18 protein-coding genes are annotated in these 16,436 nt (G+C 65.9%); 2 read left to right on the top strand and 16 right to left on the bottom strand.

The genetic code is table 11. The annotated features are described in order from the left end of the window. Positions 1–15: 15 nt before the first annotated feature. From AC6LJW_RS14470 to AC6LJW_RS14425, 10 genes are all read right to left on the bottom strand, one after another. On the bottom strand, positions 16–363 hold the full coding sequence (locus tag AC6LJW_RS14470; protein ID WP_056566503.1) for a DUF2149 domain-containing protein: 348 nt from the start codon (positions 361–363) through the stop codon (positions 16–18). Positions 364–371: 8 nt separating this feature from the next. Then, positions 372–926, bottom strand: coding sequence for a MotA/TolQ/ExbB proton channel family protein (locus AC6LJW_RS14465; protein ID WP_056561358.1), 555 nt, complete (start codon positions 924–926; stop codon positions 372–374). A 3-nt stretch (positions 927–929) separates the two neighbouring features. Beyond that, entirely contained in the window at positions 930–2,990 is a 2,061-nt protein-coding gene (locus tag AC6LJW_RS14460; protein WP_498087623.1) for a TonB-dependent receptor, read from the bottom strand. Positions 2,991–3,273: 283 nt separating this feature from the next. Beyond that, on the bottom strand, positions 3,274–3,855 hold the full coding sequence (ribA, locus tag AC6LJW_RS14455; RefSeq protein ID WP_304438791.1) for a GTP cyclohydrolase II RibA: 582 nt from the start codon (positions 3,853–3,855) through the stop codon (positions 3,274–3,276). A gap of 130 nt (positions 3,856–3,985) precedes the next feature. After that, positions 3,986–4,405: a YgiW/YdeI family stress tolerance OB fold protein gene (locus AC6LJW_RS14450; RefSeq protein WP_056561360.1), complete on the bottom strand. Its 420-nt coding sequence runs from the start codon at positions 4,403–4,405 to the stop codon at positions 3,986–3,988. A 108-nt stretch (positions 4,406–4,513) separates the two neighbouring features. Next, positions 4,514–5,917 (bottom strand): ATP-binding protein, encoded by a 1,404-nt coding sequence (locus AC6LJW_RS14445; protein WP_498087622.1) that lies wholly within the window; start codon positions 5,915–5,917, stop codon positions 4,514–4,516. A 1-nt stretch (position 5,918) separates the two neighbouring features. Continuing rightward, complete coding sequence (locus AC6LJW_RS14440) at positions 5,919–6,575, bottom strand: response regulator transcription factor (RefSeq protein ID WP_498087621.1); 657 nt, start codon at positions 6,573–6,575, stop codon at positions 5,919–5,921. Between the two features lie 127 nt (positions 6,576–6,702). Continuing rightward, on the bottom strand, positions 6,703–7,200 hold the full coding sequence (locus AC6LJW_RS14435; RefSeq protein ID WP_427984525.1) for an outer membrane lipoprotein: 498 nt from the start codon (positions 7,198–7,200) through the stop codon (positions 6,703–6,705). Positions 7,201–7,239: 39 nt separating this feature from the next. Then, positions 7,240–7,680, bottom strand: coding sequence for a hypothetical protein (locus AC6LJW_RS14430; RefSeq protein WP_056561367.1), 441 nt, complete (start codon positions 7,678–7,680; stop codon positions 7,240–7,242). A 77-nt stretch (positions 7,681–7,757) separates the two neighbouring features. Further along, complete coding sequence (locus AC6LJW_RS14425; protein WP_056561369.1) at positions 7,758–7,994, bottom strand: LapA family protein; 237 nt, start codon at positions 7,992–7,994, stop codon at positions 7,758–7,760. Positions 7,995–8,261: 267 nt separating this feature from the next. On the opposite strand from AC6LJW_RS14425, the gene AC6LJW_RS14420 reads away from it, so the two are divergent. Next, entirely contained in the window at positions 8,262–8,990 is a 729-nt protein-coding gene (locus tag AC6LJW_RS14420) for a carbonic anhydrase family protein (protein WP_156395094.1), read from the top strand. 69 nt (positions 8,991–9,059) lie between these two features. On the opposite strand, the gene AC6LJW_RS14415 is transcribed toward AC6LJW_RS14420, so the two are convergent. Next, positions 9,060–9,683: a class I SAM-dependent methyltransferase gene (locus tag AC6LJW_RS14415; protein WP_234015627.1), complete on the bottom strand. Its 624-nt coding sequence runs from the start codon at positions 9,681–9,683 to the stop codon at positions 9,060–9,062. 335 nt (positions 9,684–10,018) lie between these two features. Beyond that, positions 10,019–11,458, bottom strand: coding sequence for an NAD-dependent succinate-semialdehyde dehydrogenase (locus tag AC6LJW_RS14410; protein WP_498087620.1), 1,440 nt, complete (start codon positions 11,456–11,458; stop codon positions 10,019–10,021). Positions 11,459–11,672: 214 nt separating this feature from the next. Here AC6LJW_RS14410 and AC6LJW_RS14405 point away from each other — a divergent pair, with 214 nt between their 5' ends. Then, on the top strand, positions 11,673–11,957 hold the full coding sequence (locus AC6LJW_RS14405) for a hypothetical protein (RefSeq protein WP_056561376.1): 285 nt from the start codon (positions 11,673–11,675) through the stop codon (positions 11,955–11,957). Between the two features lie 10 nt (positions 11,958–11,967). Here the strand turns inward: AC6LJW_RS14405 and AC6LJW_RS14400 are convergent, their stop codons facing one another. The 4 genes from AC6LJW_RS14400 to ligD form a co-directional block, all read right to left on the bottom strand. After that, the gene (locus AC6LJW_RS14400) at positions 11,968–12,897 is read right to left on the bottom strand and encodes a symmetrical bis(5'-nucleosyl)-tetraphosphatase (RefSeq protein WP_498087619.1); all 930 of its coding nucleotides are present in this window, start codon (positions 12,895–12,897) and stop codon (positions 11,968–11,970) included. 99 nt (positions 12,898–12,996) lie between these two features. Beyond that, positions 12,997–13,236, bottom strand: a complete 240-nt coding sequence (locus tag AC6LJW_RS14395) for a hypothetical protein (protein ID WP_056561378.1) — start codon at positions 13,234–13,236, stop codon at positions 12,997–12,999. 33 nt (positions 13,237–13,269) lie between these two features. Continuing rightward, positions 13,270–13,815, bottom strand: a complete 546-nt coding sequence (locus AC6LJW_RS14390) for a cytochrome b (RefSeq protein ID WP_056561380.1) — start codon at positions 13,813–13,815, stop codon at positions 13,270–13,272. A gap of 133 nt (positions 13,816–13,948) precedes the next feature. After that, on the bottom strand, positions 13,949–16,435 hold the full coding sequence (gene ligD, locus AC6LJW_RS14385) for a DNA ligase D (protein ID WP_498087618.1): 2,487 nt from the start codon (positions 16,433–16,435) through the stop codon (positions 13,949–13,951). Position 16,436: the final 1 nt, after the last annotated feature.

Here is a 16,436-nt window from a genome sequence, read left to right as displayed (position 1 = left end):
CTGGAGTTTCATCGCTTACTTGGACGCCGGCGCGCCTTGTTCGGGAACGTAGACGACCTGGCCGTCGGGAAGCCGGTAGGCAGTGCCCAGGCGATGGCCCTGCCCCGACAGTTTCTGGTCGGTCACGCGTTCGACCTTGATCTGCTGCTTCTCCTTGCTCACCACCTCCAGCGTTCCATCGGCGGTAGTGCGCGTGAGCGTCCAGCTGGCGTCGTCGCTCAGGAGGTCGGTCGACCCCAGCACCGAGAACAGCGCCAGCGCCATCGCAACGATGAAGGCAAGGCTTGCGTCGAACAGGTTGGCCACGCCGGCCAGCGGATCGTCGTGGACCGCGCTGTCGCCGTGCCGCCGGGCGAACCGCATGCACGGCTTCACGAGACGGCTCCGTCAGCGGCGGCCTCATGGCGGCGCAGCACGCGCTCGGCATGCAGCCGGATCGCGTCCAGATCCTGCCGCTGCCATCCCTCGCGCACCATGACGATGACGTGCGCCACCACCCCGACAGCGATGCCCACGATGGTGGACGAGAACGCCACCACCATATGGTTCGCCAGCGCGGGCAGGTCGCCCTGCGCCAGACCGCTGAGGGCGGCCGCCATCGGGATCAGCGTGCCGATCAAGCCGAGCGACGGTCCGCACCGGACCGCAAAGCGCACCGCGTTGAGCGACCGGAGGCTGGCATGGTCGGCCTCGGCCAGCACCTGTTCTATCCGGATGTCCACGGGATCGTCGGCGGCCTGCGCTGCGTCGTCGATGCGCGCCGTGTAGCGCGCAACGGCCGACCGCCGCCCACGCAGCCGTTGCATCGCGCTACGCCCAAACATGCCCAGCGCGATGAGCGTCCATGCCACCAGGACGATGAGCAAGGCGATGACGGGTTGGAACAGCAATTGCGCGATGCCTTCCAGCAGGGACTTGATCTCCATGGCTTACAGCATCCGCGTGTAACGCAGGTAATAGGCGCGGCCGGGCATCACGTAATCGGCCTTTTCGTAATAGTCGCGGTCAAACAGGTTGGCCACGTCAAAGCGCAGCGAATCCTTTGGCGTGACGTTCCAGCGTGCGCTCAGGTCGACCACGGTGAAGGGTTCGTTGCCGAACACGCCGCCCCGTCCGCTGGTGTAGATGCTTCCCTGGCTGTTGTCGTTGTCATAGCGCGTGCCGACGTGACGCGCGGTCACGGTGGCCGACAATGCCCGACCGTTGCTGACGGTAAGCGACATGTTTGCCTTCCACTTGGCGACGTTGCGGATGGGCACCGGGCCGCTCGCATCGAAGTCTTCCGCCTGGATCAGGCGCGTAAGGCTGCCCGACACGCCCACGCGGTTGGCCGGCAGACCGAACCACTGCCCGGCATCCACCGCCAGCCGGGCTTCGATGCCGCGCATGCGCGAGTCATTGGCGTTCTCGTAGCTGCTGATCCGCTCCTGCGGCGTGTTGCTGACGATGGCCGAGCGGATGCGATCGCGGATGCGTGAATCGAAATAGGTCAGGTCGGCGTCGACGCGATCGTCGGCATAGCCCAGGCCCAGGTCCCAACTGCGATTGCGCTCGGGCTTGAGGTTTGCATTGCCCATGCTGACGCGCCGCTGGGCTCCGGCGTACTCGACGTTTTCGCCCGCCAGTTCGCTGCCCTGCGGTGGCGCGAATGCGGTGCCGGCGGACCCATGCACGCGCCAGAACTCATTGAGCTTGTATACGGCGCCGCCCCGCGGATTAAAACTGGTGAAGCGCGACGAACCCGGCGAGAACGTGTTCTTGTACGGCGTGGACAGGGTGCTCGATTCGATCCAGTCCATGCGCCCGCCCAGCGTCAGGATCAGGCGATCCTCCAGCCAGCGGCTGCCCCACTCGGCAAAGATGCCGTTGCTGTCGCGGCGTTCATTCGGGCTGTAGGGCGCGAGCCGGTCGCCGCTCGCGTTGTAGCTGTAGCGGTCGGCCTCCACACGCTGCCAATCGGTGCCGTAGGTCAAGGTGTGTTGCGGGGTTAGCGTCCACACATCCTGCAGTTGCATGCCGACATAACGCGACTCGGTGCGGCTGGAACGGTAGCGCGACGCCGCGGGCGGCACGGTGAGGTAGTTGTAGTTTTCGCGCGAGGCATACAACACCGCCGTGACCAGGTGGTCGTCCGGCGAGACTTGCAACCGCACATCGCCACCCAGGCGGTCAGTCTGGTTGGCAGACGCGTTGGGCGGGTCGAAACTGACCGGGCCCGGCGCGTTGTTGTTCAGGTCTGCCCAGTCGAGCGTCGCGTCGATGCGCACGCGGTCGGTCAGATCGCTGCCGATACGGGCCTTGCCCGAGGTGCGCCGGAAGTCGCTGTTCGGCCGCTTTTCTCCGGCGCCGGTCCGAAAATCGCCATGCTGGTTCACGTAGCCAAGCGCCAGGTCGAAGTCGGTGCGGTCGTCGATGGATCCGCCCAGCGCCAGATCCGTCTGCCGGGTGTCGAACGACCCATAGCCCACGCTCACTGAGCCGCCGATCGGCCCGCTGGAACGGCGCGTGATGATGTTGACCACCCCACCCATGGCCGAGGCGCCGTACAGCGACGACGCCGGACCTTTCAAGACCTCCACGCGCTCGATGCTCTCGGGCGACAAGGTCGTGAAGCTGGTCGATCCGGACGGACGGCCATCGATCAACACCAGCGTGCGCGGGTTGATGGTGAACTCGAAGTTGGGCCGCAATCCGCGCAAACCGATACCCGCCAAGCCATTCGGATACTGGATCACGTCGACGCTGGCGTTCTTCTTCAGCCGGTCCAGGAACGTGTTGCCCACCGTCTCATCCAGCGTGTTTCCGTCCACCACTTCCATCGACGAGGCGACATCGTCCCGGCGCTGCTCGTTCCGGGTGGCAGTGACGACGACCGGGTTCAGTTCGACCGGCTGCGGGCTGACTGCAACGCGTTGCGCGGACGGCGGGTTTGCGGGGGACACTTCGGCGCCTTGCGCGGCGCAGACGGAGCCCAGGGTGATCGCGGCCATGGCAGCGCGCGCGCTCCGGCGTTGCCGGCGGTCTTGCGGCGCCGAGTGGTGATGCTTCTTCATTGACTTCTCGAATGGATGAAATTGCTGCGTATCGCGGGTTGGACGACCGGCGCTCATTTGGCGGGCGGTGCTGGAACCACGGCGGAACGACGCAATGTTATAACATCACATTCAACTTGCATATAGTTACGCGCCCGGGGGGCGCGCATGAACAGTTGGACTCGGATGCCGCGCGCAGAACTCGCGGGGCCGGTGACCGGCTATCAGTCGGGCAAACCTGTCATTCCTCGGTCTGACCGAGCTCGATCCGGTGCTGCGTGCGCAGCGCCTTGGCTAGCAGATAGCCCTTGTTGTGCTCGTTGGGATAGACCCCCGTCAGCCGGCAACCGCTCACCCGGATGCCCATGTGTTCGAGCTGGGTGCGCTTGTCGGGATTGTTCGTGAGCAGTTCCAGATTGTCGACGCCCAATGCACGCAGCATTTGCGCCGCCGGCGTGTAGTCGCGATCGTCCAGGCCGTGGCCCAGTTCCAGATTGGCGGTATAGGTGTCATAGCCCAATTCCTGCAACCGATACGCGTCGATCTTGGAATACAGGCCGATGCCGCGCCCTTCCTGGCGCAGGTACAGCAGATAGCCGCCCTCCTGGCTCATGAGGCGAAGCGCTTCCTGCAATTGCGGGCCGCAGTCGCAGCGCAGCGAGCCGAAGACGTCACCGGTCATGCACTCGGAATGCAGCCGGACGAGCGGCTGCGGGCCGGGCTGCCCGAATTTGAGGGCGAGATGGTCTCGGGCGTCGGCCAGGCCGTGAAAGCTGTACGCCAACGCCTGCGCCTCGGAGCCGTCGGCAAGACGGATGGGCAACCGGACAGTGGCGCGGATGGTGGCTTCGGGCAGTTGGACCGCGGCGGGGGGCGTTACGGGGTTCACGACAAACAGGTACGGGTATTGACTTGAGGCCGACAGAATACCGTATGCGCCCTCCGCACGCTCTTTACATCACGCGGACGCTGTCCACATCGAACTCGACGTTGTTGCGATCGCGGTCCAGTTCGCCGCGCAGTTCGACCTGGGTCTTGTCGTCGATCTTCTGGCCGGCGGGGAAATCGTCGTTGTCGATCTCGACGCGGATCTGGCCCGTGCCGTCGTCGAAAGTGTAGTGATCGTCGCCGTCGTGCGAGACGATCCGGCCGCGCAGGATGGCGTTCTGGTCATCGCGGCCATTGGCCAGCAGTTCCTTGACCGTGGTGACGGCCACCGTGCTGGGGCCGCTATAACCTTGGGCCGCCGGTTTGCCGGTGCTGGGACCGGTGTAGCCCTGCGCATGCGCCACGCCCGCCACGGTGGCGCCGGCCAGCACCGCGCTGGCCAGGAACGTGCGGATGAAAGTGGAACGACGGGTGATCTGGGTCATGGTGCAGCTCCTTGCGCAAATTGCGCTTCGTTGTTGAACATGGCTTCATTTGACGCCCCGAAGATGAAGCAGATCTTAGCCTTGGGCACGGATGCGAAATTGTTGTGGTCAGACCGCAGTGTCGATGGGCACGAGGAGCGTGACGCCCAGCCCCCGGCCGTCCAGTCCCGGCCCGAACCGCAATTGCCCGCGGTGCATGTCGGCCACGCGCGCGACGATGGACAGGCCCAGGCCATTACCCGGGACATTCGTGCCCAATACCCGGTAGAAACGCTGCGTCAACCGTTCGAGATCAGCCGGGGCCACGCCGGGGCCGTCGTCTTTCACACTGAGCGCGACATATTGGCCCGCGCGTTCGGCAGCGACCTGCACCTGCCCGCCTTGGCGGCCGTACGACACCGCGTTGTGGATCAGGTTGCGCAAGGCGGTAAAGAGCGCATCCCGGTTGCCGGCCAGTGCGGCCTCGCGGGCGGCAATCGCTATCGTCGTGCCATGTGCCGCCGCCATGGGCGCGCAGGCGTCGGCGGCATCCTGCAGCAGGTTGGGCAGGTCCAGCCGCTCGCGGGGCATGGCATCGGCCGACTGCGGGTCCAGGCGCGCAAGCTGCAGCAGGTTTTCAACCAGGCTGGTCGTGCGCATCATGTCGGCGCGCAAACGCTGCAATTGGGCGGCAAGCGCCGGGGCCTGTTCGGCGGGATGGCTGCGTTGCAGCACCTGGATCCGCGACGCCAGCGCGGCGAGCGGTGTGCGCAGCTCGTGCGCGGCGTCTGCCGTGAAGCGCCGTTCCGCTTCAAGGGCGTGATCCAGGCGGCCCAACAGGCGGTTCAGCGCCGCCGTGATCGACTGGACTTCATACGCCCTGCTCTCCTCCGCCACGGGCGACAGGTCTGTCGGCGATTTGGCCTCGATGCCGCGCGTCATGCGCGCAAGCGGCTTGAGCAGCCGCCAGATCAGGAACCAGTTGATCAGCCCCAGCAGCACCCACAGGCCGACCAGCGGCCAGGCCAGCGATTCGAGCATGTCCCAGATGAGATCGGTGCGGTCGTCCATCTCTTGACCGACTTGCGCCGAAAACCCCAGGGTGTCGTGATGGCGCACGTAGACGCGCCAGTCCTCGCCGTCGGCACGCACGTTGTAATAGCGGTCACCGCGTCGCTCGGGATCAACGAACGGCCGCTTGGGTGCGTCTTCACCGCGCAGAAGCACCTCTCCCGTGCGCGACACCAGTTGGTAGTCCAGCCGCAGCGCAGGCTGCGTGTCGGCCGGGGCGCGTTCGCCAGCCACGCGGCCGATGCTGCCCTCGCCCAGGGCCAGGACCAGCCGCGCGCCCTCTTCCAGCCAGTCGTCGTAAGCGTCGTTGACTTCCTTGCGCGCGATGGCCAGCACGATGAGCGTGCTGACGAGTCCGACCAGGATGCTGGAGCCGAGCGTCGTGCCGATCAGTCGCCGCCGCAGGGAATAGCCGCGCGGGGGATTGGACGTGGTGTTGGGTGCCGTCTTGCGCCAGCGCATGTCAGTCCGCCAGCCTGTAGCCCTGGCGCCGCACCGTCTTGATGAGATCCGCCGCCAGCTTGCGCCGCAGGTTGTAGATGTGCACTTCGATCGTGTTGCTTTCGACTTCGTCGCCCCAGCCGTACAGGGCTTCTTCGAGTTGCGCGCGGGACACGATGTGGCCGGGATGGCGGATGAGCGCGTGCAGGATGGCGAATTCACGCGCCGTCAGCTCCACCTGCGCACCTTGGTAACGGACCTGCTTGGCGGCGACATCGAGCGAGACACCGCCGTGTTCCAGGGCCGGCGTGGCGTTGCCGTCGCGGCGGCGCAAGGCGGCGCGGATGCGCGCCGACAGTTCCTCCAGGTCGAACGGCTTGACGAGATAGTCGTCCGCGCCCAAGTCCAGGCCTTCGATGCGGTCGGGCACCGCGTCGCGGGCGGTGATCATGATGGCCGGCACGTTGTCCCGCCGCGCGCGCAGCCGCCGCAGCAGGTCGTCACCCGTCATGCCGGGCAGCCCGCGGTCGATCAGCACGCAGTGGTAGTCGTGAGTGGCAAGCGCGGTCTCGGCAAGATCGCCGCGCGTCACGCGGTCGACGACGTAGCCGTCGAGCTCCAGCCAGGACTCGATCGACTCGCCCAGGGATACATCGTCTTCGGCCAGTAGGATACGCATGCGCCGACTATACGCGACAGGATGAAGTGAATCTTAAGACGGCTATTCTCCGCAAAATCTGCGGAGAATTGCCGCCCTAATCACCGCATCCGGCCGAACCCCGGCGCCGGATGCCGCTACCGCCGCGTCAGATACCTCCAACGCGGCTGACACCGCCCTGCGTGACGATCTGGACGCGCTGGCCGGTCGAAATCGGCACGTCCGCTTCCTGCGTAATGACGCGCACGTCGCCCGAATCCAGGCGCACGGTGATTTCCAGGCCAGCCCTGCGCGCGCTGGCGTTTTCGATGGCGTTGCCGGCCATGGCGCCGCCGACCGCGCCGCCGACGGTGGTGATGCGGCGTCCCGAGCCGCCGCCCACGGCGCTACCCGTGACGGCGCCCAGCGCGCCGCCGGCAATGACGCCCAGGCCCGAGGTCTGGCTGGCCTGGATGGTGACGGGCCGCACGCCGATCACATAGCCAAGGGTGACGGTCTGGGCGCGCTGCGCCTGGTCGAAGGTGTAGACGCGCGAGGACGCCGACGGGTTGGCGCAACCGGCTAGGATGGCCGCCAGGCCAAGGATGCCGCCTGCGGCGATAAGGGTCAGGGGGCGACGCGGGGTGGCCTGCTGAGGCTTGTGCATGATGGGTTCTCCGGAACGGCGGAATGGGGAATGCCGGGCCTAGCGCGGCTGCGCCGGCGTGGCTGCGGGCGCGGGCGCAGCCGCGCCGGGCGGCTGGGCGCTGGTGCGCATGAACTTCCCATTCGCATCGAAACCGCCTATCGCGCGGCCGTTGAAGAACACGACGCGCCGCGCGGTCCACTGCGGCTGGTCGGGGCCAGCCTGGTCGTAGCCGGCGACTTCAAAGTCATACTGCCAGGCGGACACCGGTTTGCCGTCCTCGCCCACAACCGTGGTCTTCTTCACGGATTCGGCATATCCCTTGTCGCGATAGCTGACGTACCGGGTGGGCGGCATGGAATCGCGTAGCGTCGACATGTACTGGTACAGGTCGTCGTCACTGGGCGGCGTGCCGTACTTGGCCAGATCGTTCTTCGTCGCGACCGTGCCGGCGCAGCCGGCCAGCACGCACGTGGACAAGACAAGGAATAACCGTTTCATCGGGATTGCTCCTAAGTACGCGTTCGCGCCCTGACTGCGGACGCACGGCGGCTAACCGGGTGGCGCTTGGGGAATCGTCAGGTGGTGGGACCGGCGGGACGGCCGGTGGCCCCACGGAAGGCGGAACGCAGCAGGCTGAGCAGAAAGCCGCCTGTGAGCATGCCCAGGATGTAGACGCCGATGACGAGAACCGACGCCGGCAAAGTGAAGGTGGAGGTCCAGAGCGTCAGGGTGACGGATTCGAAGTTCTGGATCTTGAACGACAGAACCATCGCCGTGAGCAACACGATCAATACGATGTACAGGTATCGCATGGGGCACCTTTCGCATTCGTTGTCGAACCGCCCCGAAGCCGCCCTGGGGCCCGTCGTGCGAAAAACTATGCCACTCATCCGGCACGAAAACAAGAAAAATAGGGCCGCGCGCGAGACCATTGTTCACCGCCGCAAACAGGAACAGAATGTCTCTCGCCGCGAAAGCGGCATGTGTGGCCGGCCCATCATCGAGTAGCCGCGTCCCGCGGTCTATCGTTGTGGGCTGCTTATAGGGGACACCTCATGGAAGCGATCAAGGATTGTTGCATGGCTGGGCACCCTCTGGACCTGGGACGGCGTGGCTGGTTGAAGGCCGGTGTTGGCGCGGGCGCGGCAGCGATGGCCGGCGTGACGTTTGTGCCCAGCGATGCGCAGGCCGCATCGCTGACGCAGGCGCAGCGCGATGCGATGACGCCGGACCAGGTGATTGACATGATGAAACGGGGCAACGCGCGCTTCCGGGCGGGTAAGCCTCAGAAGCACGACTATCTTGCGCAGAAGCGTTCCAGCGCGCTAGGTCAGTTCCCGGCAGCGGTGATCCTGAGCTGCATCGATTCGCGCGCGCCCGCCGAGATCATTCTGGATACGGGCATCGGCGATACCTTCAATGGGCGGATCGCCGGCAACATCTCCAACAACGATCTGCTGGGCAGCATGGAGTTCGCCTGCGCGGCGGCGGGCGCCAAGGTGATTCTGGTGATGGGCCACACCGCATGCGGCGCGGTGGCCGGGGCGATCGACAATGTCCAGCTCGGCCACCTGACCGGCCTGCTGGACGTCATCAAGCCGGCGGTCGAGGCAACGAAGTACACGGGAGACCGGAGCGGCAAGAATGGCCAGTTCGTGGACGCCGTGGCGCGGACGAATGTGCTGCACACCGTCGAGGCCATACGCAAGAACAGCCCGATCCTTGCCGGGCTGGAAAAGGAAGGCAAGATCAAGATCGTCGGGTCAATGTACGACCTGAGCAACGGCATGCTGACGTTCCTGGCATAGCCATCTCCCCAAAAGACTTACCCTCGGGCGCGCGAGCCGATCCAGCATCGCCACGCGCCCGCCCCGCGCTCAGCGCGTCCGGCTAAGGCTATAGACAGAGGCCGGCGGCAGGTTCATCGGCACAAAGCGCACCCGCCGCGCATGGAGTCCACACGCGTCAAGCACCCCCGCCGAGATCGGGCATTTCACGCCATAGGTGAAAAAGTGCATGGAGCCGCCCGGCGACATCGCCTCGAAGACGGCGGTCAACAGCTTATGGTGATGCGCGCCGCTCATGTTCCGTAGCGGCAGGCCGCAAATGGCCGCGCTGATCCCATGCAGCTCCGGATGGCTGTCCCGCGACAGATCCTGCGCCGGCACCTGCAGGACGGCTGCTTCGGGAAACTGGCTGCGCAGGCTGGAACTCATGTCGGAGTCCTGCTCCACCAGAACCAGGCTGGACGGCGCAATGCCCTTACGCAGCATTTCCCGGGTGAACACGCCCGTTCCGCAGCCCAGTTCGAGGACTTTACCGGCCCGCGGCTGGATCGATTCCGTAATGGCAGCGGCCAGCGCCGCGCTGGAAGGCGCCACTGCGCCAACGGCCGCGGGGTTGGACAGCAGCGCCTTGACGAACTGCTTGCGTTCCTTGAGCCAATTCATGGCCGGGCCGGCGTGGGACTTGTGCCGGGCAAGGGTCTTGAGGGGCGGCATGGAAAACATCGAAACGTCTATCTCCGGGGCGACATGGTCAGAGAGACCTTACCTGCGGGCGGCGGGCGCGACCGGCAACGGTGCGTAAGCGACCCTGTCAAATGGAGAACGGCGAAAGGATCGAAAGAAGGAAAAACGCGGCGCGCCGGAGTGTGCAGCGCCGATTCTGCCGCGCGCAGGCGACTGCGGCTATCGCCCAGACGAGAGACATCCAAAAGATGGGCGCCGGCAGGAAAGCGCAATCAAAACCTGAACCCACGGCCACAAACGAAAAGGCCGTATCCGACGTGACTCGGATACGGCCTGTTTCTAGTCAGGCAGGGTCTGACGCGGGCTTAGACGCCCACAACCGACACGGCCTTGGTGACCAGGTACGCCTCGAGCGCCTCGGGACCGCCCTCGGAGCCATAGCCCGAATCCTTCACACCGCCGAACGGCAGTTCAGCCGAAGGCGTCGCGGGCTGGTTGACCCAGAGCATGCCGACTTCAAGGCGGCGCGAGAGCTCGTGCACCGTCTTGATCGACCGGGTGAAGCCATACGCGGCCAGGCCGAACGGCAGGCGGTTGGCTTCGCGGATGGCTTCATCGAGGGTTTCGAAGCTGCGGATGGCCGCAATGGGGCCAAACGGCTCTTCGTTGAAAATATCGGCGTCGAGCGGCACGTCGGTCAGGATCGTCGGGGCGAAGAAATTGCCCGCGCCGCCCACGCGTTGACCACCGGTTGCCACGCGGGCGCCCTTCTCGGCCGCGTTCTTGACGATCTTGTCCATGGCGGCCAGGCGGCGGTCGTTGGCCAGCGGGCCAAGCGTGGTGCCTTCGGTCAGGCCGTCGCCCAGCTTCAGCTTTTCGGCATGGGCCACGAAGGCCTGCTCGAAGGCGGCCTTGACGTTCTTGTGCACCAGGAAGCGGGTCGGCGAGATGCAGACCTGCCCGGCATTGCGGAACTTCGCGCCGCCCGAGGCCTTGACGGCCAGTTCGACGTCGGCGTCCTCGGCCACGATCACCGGGGCGTGACCGCCTAGTTCCATCGTGACGCGTTTCATGTGGCGGCCGGCCAAAGCAGCCAGTTCCTTGCCGACCGGCGTGGAACCGGTGAAGGTGACCTTGCGGATGATCGGGTGCGGGATCAGGTAGCTGGAAATCTCGGCCGGCGAGCCAAACACCAGGCCCAGAACGCCCTTCGGAATACCCGCGTCGACAAAGCAGTTGAGCAACGCGGCCGGCGAGGCCGGGGTTTCTTCCGGCGCCTTCACCAGGAAGGAGCAGCCCGTGGCCAGTGCCGCGCCCAGTTTGCGCACGATCTGGTTGACCGGGAAGTTCCAAGGCGTGAACGCGGCGACGGGACCAACCGGTTCCTTGATGACCAATTGCTGGGCCGCCGGATTGCGCGACGGCACGATGCGGCCGTAGACGCGCAGCGCCTCGTTGGCGAACCAGTCGATGATGTCCGCACCGGCCAGCACTTCGCCGCGCGCTTCGGCGAGCGGCTTGCCCTGCTCCTGCGTCAGCAGACGCGCCACGTCGTCCGCGCGCTCGCGCAGCAGGACGGCAGCCTTGCGCATGACGGCGCAGCGCTCGTGGGCAGAGGTGTCGCGCCATGTCTCGAAGCCGCGTTGCGCTGCCGCCAAAGCGGCGTCCAGGTCCTCGCGGGAGGCGCTGGCCACTTGGCCGATCTTCTGGCCGGTGGCGGGGTTCACGACGTCGATGCGCGCGCCGCCGCGGGCCTCGCGCCATTCGTTGTCGATCAGGAGAAGAGTATCTGGGTAACCGTTCATGAATGCTCCGTGGTTGAAATGCGGCCGTCACGTGTCAGTCGATTCGGGCAAGCGCGGCGAGAAACGCCCGGCGCCTGCCGTATCGTAAGTGTTTGGGCAGGAGACGGGAAGTGGGCCATGCGCGGACCGTCCGGCTGACGGGCAAGGGTTGGGCACGCTGCTTGCTGTAGGCGTTTCGCCTTTCGTCACCCACCCCCAACTGCGGAGGCTTTCCATGAGCTCACCGGAACCCGTTCTGACGCCGACTCCCGCCGGCCGCCCCCTCATCTCCCTGGGTATACCGCCCATCGCCCGCGGCGCGGACGCCGTGGCCAGCCAGCGCCTCAGCCCCAAAGCCGCCAACGAAGAAATCCTGCCTGACCCGCAATCGGCCGGGCGCCACGCCGAGACCGACGCGCCGGTACGCGTGCCGCTGAGTGCCTGGCTGTCGCTGGCTTTCTACGCCATCGGCACCGCCCTGCTTTTCAGCCTGGGCGTGGCGTACCGCCTGTTCGCGTGACCGGCCCCGGTCAGGCGACCTGGGCGAGCGCCTCGCGCGTCACCTGTACCAGCTTGCGGTCGGACAGCCGATAAGCTGTGAGCGGGCCGCCCGTCACGCAGCCCGTGTCCAGGCACACGGCGTCCGAGCGTACGAGCAAGCCCAGCGTCGCCCAGTGGCCGAACACGATGGTCCTGTCGGCGCCCGACTGCCGCGGCAGGTCGTACCAAGGCAGGGTTTCGCGGGGCCAGCGCCCCGGCGTGGACTTGGCGCCGGGCGCCAGCGCCGCGTTGCGGGTGCACAGCCGCATGCGGGTGAACGCGCTGACGATGAAGCGCAGGCGTTGCTGCGTGTCCAGCTTGGCGCTCCAGGCGAGCGGCGCGGCGCCCGAGAGCGTTCGCATGTGGCGGCGCCAATCGCTGTCCCGAAGCATGGACTCGACCTCCCCGGCATGCGCCATGCCTTGGCGCTCATCCCATCCGGGATACAGGCCCGCATGCACGAGGACGTGACGGTCCTGCACGTGGATGAGGGGTTGTGCGCGTAGCCAATCCAACAGCAGCTCGGCATCAGGCGCATCGAATAGATCGCCGAGGGTGTCGCGGGCGTCCGGCCGGAGACAGCCCGCGGCGATGCCCAGAGCGCGCAGATCGTGGTTGCCCAGCACTACCGTGGCACGGTCGCCCAGGGACATGACCCGGCGCAGGGTCTCCGCGTTCGAGGGGCCCCGGTTGACGAGATCGCCGACGAACCAGAACCTGCAGGCCGGGTCGCCCGCGATCTCCGGGCTGGCCAGCAAGGCGTCCAACGACTGGCAGCAGCCATGTACGTCGCCGATTGCCCAGATGGCGGGCCGGTGTGCTTCCGGTTCGTCGTCCGCCAGCGGCGGATCGCGGGCCAAGGTCGCTGCGGGTGTGATGGTGAGGCGGCGGATTGGCTGTCTTACCCGTCTGCGTAGCATGTGCTGTCCTTCTCGCTGGCCATTTCCTGGCACGAATCAATGGTTTCGTGCCGGCAGGCCAGCAAGCCCCATGCCCATGTAAACGTTTGCATGCGGGGACTAACCCTCCTTCTTGCGGCGCCCCCAAACGGATTCCTGCCGATAGGAATCCGCCTGGCACAGCGTGCGGTAGAACATGGCGCCCGCGCCGATGAAGTTGCCCAATTCCTTTTCGGTCAGCTTGGGCGCGACGCCTTCCAGGTATCCCGCATAGAGGGAAAGCACGCGATCCCACTCGTCCAGCCGGGGAGCGGGTGCGGAAACCGAGATCATCAATGCCAAAAGCTCATCGCGCTGCATGGTTCCCTCCCGTGGCAGACGCCCCGCCGGCCGTCAGCCCTTGGTCATGTGGGTCAATACGCGCCGCCCGTCCGCCCTGCGGTGCAGGAAGGCCATGGTGATATGACCCACGGCCAGCGCCAGCAGCGTCCAGCCCAGCAATCCGTGCCAGGCGTTGCCAAGTTCGACCAGGTCTTCGATCTCCTGATCGCGGGGGCTGAAAATCTGGATGCCGAAGGCGGAATATCCCCTGCCCCGCCCATAGGCCCGCAAAAGCGCCAGCGTGGGAATGGCGATCATCAGCAAATACAGGACAAGATGCCCAAAGCCCGCCAGCAAACCGCTGTCGGGCCGCTTTCCCCAGTTGGCAATGGCCCACGCGCCGCGCACGAGCACCAGGATCAGCAGCAACAGGCCCAGCGACGTATGCGAGGCCCAGAAGAAATCCTCGATCGGCGTGTCCGGCAGGAATTGCCGCGACGCCGCGCTGGTGAACTGCCATGCCAGCAGCACGGCCATGAGCCAATGCAGGACGCGGCTGACGATTCCATACCCATCCGGATGGTCCTTGACGCTTGAGGCGGCGACGCGGGGTGGCATAAGGAGCCTCCTTCGAAGATCCATGCTGCACAAGGAAAATCCTGCTCCGAGCATTGTGCCAATGCCCCGGGGGCCGGATGCAACGATTTGCAATTCCCGACAGCCGAGGGGCGCAGGTGCGGACGCGTGCTCATCATGGCTTGAACTCCATCGCAGACATGGCGGCCGTCAGCGATTGCGGCGCGTAGTCGTCCCAAGGCGTGTTGCCCACGTCCAGCCGGGAGTGGACATCCTGAATCGTCCAATGGGCCCCGCTGGTGAGCTTGTCCAGCTCGTCCCACGTGACCGGCACCGAAATGCCCAGACCCGGCCGGGCGCGGGCAGACCACGCGCATACCGTTGTCGCGCCGAAACCGTTGCGCAGGTAATCGGCGAAGATTTTTCCGACGCGGTTCTTCGGGCCGCTCTTGGCCACGAACAGTTGCGGCAGCGTGCGGGCCAGGTGCTGGACGACCGCCTGGGAAAACCGCTTCACGGTGTCCCAGTCGTACTGCTTTCGCAGCGGCACGACAACGTGCAGCCCCTTCCCGCCGCTGGTCTTCAGCCAAGCCTGCAGGCCGATCTCCTGCAGCAGCACGCGCACCAGGTTGGCCGCCTGCTGCATGGTTGGCCATTGCACGCCCTCGCCCGGGTCCAGATCGAGCATCAAGCGATCCGGTTTGCCGATGGATGTTTTGACGGCGTTCCAGGTGTGGAACTCGACCACGTTCATCTGCACGGCAGACATGATGGCCTCTGCCGTCGGGACTTCAAGCAGCGGCGGATGATCCGGATCGAGCTTGGCGGGCAAGGATTTCACGCCGGGCATGGCGGCTTCAAGGTGCTTCTGGAAGAAGAATTCGCCCTGAATGCCGGCGGGCGCGCGCAGGAATGACACCGGCCGCCCCTTCAGATGCGCCAGCATCAGCGGCGAGATCAGGCCGTAGTAGCGAGCGAGATCCAGTTTGGTGAGCTTGGTGGACGGGTCGATGACCCGGTCCGGATTGGTGAGCTTGCCGCCCTTGGCGCGGCTGGTTTTGCTGGTGGGCGTTTCACTGTCGATGTCCTTGACCGGCACCGCCTTCTCCCTGGAAATCGCCTTCACTGGCTTATCCTGCCGCAAGCCCCGGAACACGGAATGACGGATGTGGCCGCCGCTCGTCCATTCGCCAAACGACACTTCGGCGATCAATTCCGGTTTGACCCAGCGCACGCCGCCGGCCGCCGGCGCATTCGCGACCGGTTTCTTGTCTGTTTCCATAGCCGCCAGGCGCTTCTGCAGGGACACGAGACTCGCGTCGTCAAAGCCCGTGCCGACCTTGCCGGCATAGCGCAGGCTGCCATCCTGCTCAGTGACCGCAAGCAGGAGCGCCCCCAGCCCGGCGCGGCTGCCCTTGGGCGCCGTATACCCGACGATGGCGAATTCCTGGCGCCGGGCGCACTTGACCTTGACCCAGGTGTCGCTGCGGCGCGAGACATAAGGCGAGGACAGGCGCTTGGCCATGATGCCCTCCAGCCCCATCCTGCACGCGGTTGCCACCAGATCCGACGGCGCGGCCTCAAAGGCTTCGCTGAATCGCAGATGATCGTCCTCAGCCGTGTCCATCAGTTGCTGCAGCAGCGCCCGGCGCACGCCCAGCGGTTCCTGGCGCAAGTCGCGCAGCCCGATGAACGGCAGGTCGAAGGCGTAGAACACGATGTCCTGCGTCCGGTCGTTGTCGAAGGCATTTTGCAGCGACTGAAAGTTCGGAATGCCCTCGCGGTCCAGCATCACGATCTCCCCGTCGACCCACGCCCATTTGGCGGGCAACGCGCGCAAGGCCTCGACCAGATGCGGCAGTTTGGCGCTCCAGTCGTGGCCGTTGCGGGTGAACAGACGGACATCCTCGCCTTCGATCCGGGCGACCAGCCGGTAGCCGTCGAACTTCATCTCGTACAGCCAGTCCGGGGCATGCTGCGGCACGCCGTCCACCAGCGTCGCAAGCTGGGGCTTGAGTTGCGCGGGCAAGTCGGCGGCTATGCCTGGCAAGGCGGGTTGGGCGTTGGATCTGGACGTGGCCTTGTCTTTCGGACCCGCGCCCTTCCCCATTTTGCGCAGCGGCACCACGCTGTCCGGCATTTCATCCACCACGCTGAAATCCCGCTCTGGCCGTGAGAAATCGTCGCGGTCCTTGATGAGCAGCCAGGGCGGCTGCTTTTCGGACTCCTTGCCCTTCAGCCGGATCAGCGCCCAACGGCCCTGCATCTTCGCGCCCTGCAGGTCGAACTTCAGATGGCCGTCCCGGTAGCCTTTGCGCGGATCACCCACCGGCATCCACGTGCCTTCGTCCCAGATGATGACCTTGCCCGCGCCGTACTGGCCCTCGGGGATCTGCCCCTCGAACTGGTTGTAGGCGATCGGGTGGTCCTCGACCTGGACCGCCATGCGCTTGACGGCCGGGTCGTAGCAAGGTCCCTTGGGTACCGCCCAACTCTTCATGGCCCCGTCCAGTTCCAGGCGGAAGTCGTAATGCAGCCGGCTTGCCCAGTGCTTCTGGATGACGAAGGCGCGCGCGTCCTCGTTTGCCTCGCCGCCCTCGGCGGGCTCCGACGTGACCTCGAAGTTGCGCTTTTCGCGGTACTTCTTCAGGGAGTCAGCCATG

Source organism: Achromobacter sp. 1012554356 (assembly GCF_059760815.1).
This window is presented reverse-complemented; position numbering and strand designations above follow the sequence as displayed.

Coding starts and splice junctions, on each gene's coding strand:
- AC6LJW_RS14470 (WP_056566503.1), bottom strand. CDS start 363: ATGCGGTTCGCCCGGCGGCACGGCGACAGCGCGGTCCACGACGATCCG.
- AC6LJW_RS14465 (WP_056561358.1), bottom strand. CDS start 926: ATGGAGATCAAGTCCCTGCTGGAAGGCATCGCGCAATTGCTGTTCCAA.
- AC6LJW_RS14460 (WP_498087623.1), bottom strand. CDS start 2,990: ATGGCCGCGATCACCCTGGGCTCCGTCTGCGCCGCGCAAGGCGCCGAA.
- AC6LJW_RS14450 (WP_056561360.1), bottom strand. CDS start 4,405: ATGACCCAGATCACCCGTCGTTCCACTTTCATCCGCACGTTCCTGGCC.
- AC6LJW_RS14445 (WP_498087622.1), bottom strand. CDS start 5,917: ATGCGCTGGCGCAAGACGGCACCCAACACCACGTCCAATCCCCCGCGC.
- AC6LJW_RS14440 (WP_498087621.1), bottom strand. CDS start 6,575: ATGCGTATCCTACTGGCCGAAGACGATGTATCCCTGGGCGAGTCGATC.
- AC6LJW_RS14435 (WP_427984525.1), bottom strand. CDS start 7,200: ATGCACAAGCCTCAGCAGGCCACCCCGCGTCGCCCCCTGACCCTTATC.
- AC6LJW_RS14430 (WP_056561367.1), bottom strand. CDS start 7,680: ATGAAACGGTTATTCCTTGTCTTGTCCACGTGCGTGCTGGCCGGCTGC.
- AC6LJW_RS14425 (WP_056561369.1), bottom strand. CDS start 7,994: ATGCGATACCTGTACATCGTATTGATCGTGTTGCTCACGGCGATGGTT.
- AC6LJW_RS14420 (WP_156395094.1), top strand. CDS start 8,262: ATGGCTGGGCACCCTCTGGACCTGGGACGGCGTGGCTGGTTGAAGGCC.
- AC6LJW_RS14415 (WP_234015627.1), bottom strand. CDS start 9,683: ATGCCGCCCCTCAAGACCCTTGCCCGGCACAAGTCCCACGCCGGCCCG.
- AC6LJW_RS14410 (WP_498087620.1), bottom strand. CDS start 11,458: ATGAACGGTTACCCAGATACTCTTCTCCTGATCGACAACGAATGGCGC.
- AC6LJW_RS14405 (WP_056561376.1), top strand. CDS start 11,673: ATGAGCTCACCGGAACCCGTTCTGACGCCGACTCCCGCCGGCCGCCCC.
- AC6LJW_RS14400 (WP_498087619.1), bottom strand. CDS start 12,897: ATGCTACGCAGACGGGTAAGACAGCCAATCCGCCGCCTCACCATCACA.
- AC6LJW_RS14395 (WP_056561378.1), bottom strand. CDS start 13,236: ATGCAGCGCGATGAGCTTTTGGCATTGATGATCTCGGTTTCCGCACCC.
- AC6LJW_RS14390 (WP_056561380.1), bottom strand. CDS start 13,815: ATGCCACCCCGCGTCGCCGCCTCAAGCGTCAAGGACCATCCGGATGGG.
- ligD (WP_498087618.1), bottom strand. CDS start 16,435: ATGGCTGACTCCCTGAAGAAGTACCGCGAAAAGCGCAACTTCGAGGTC.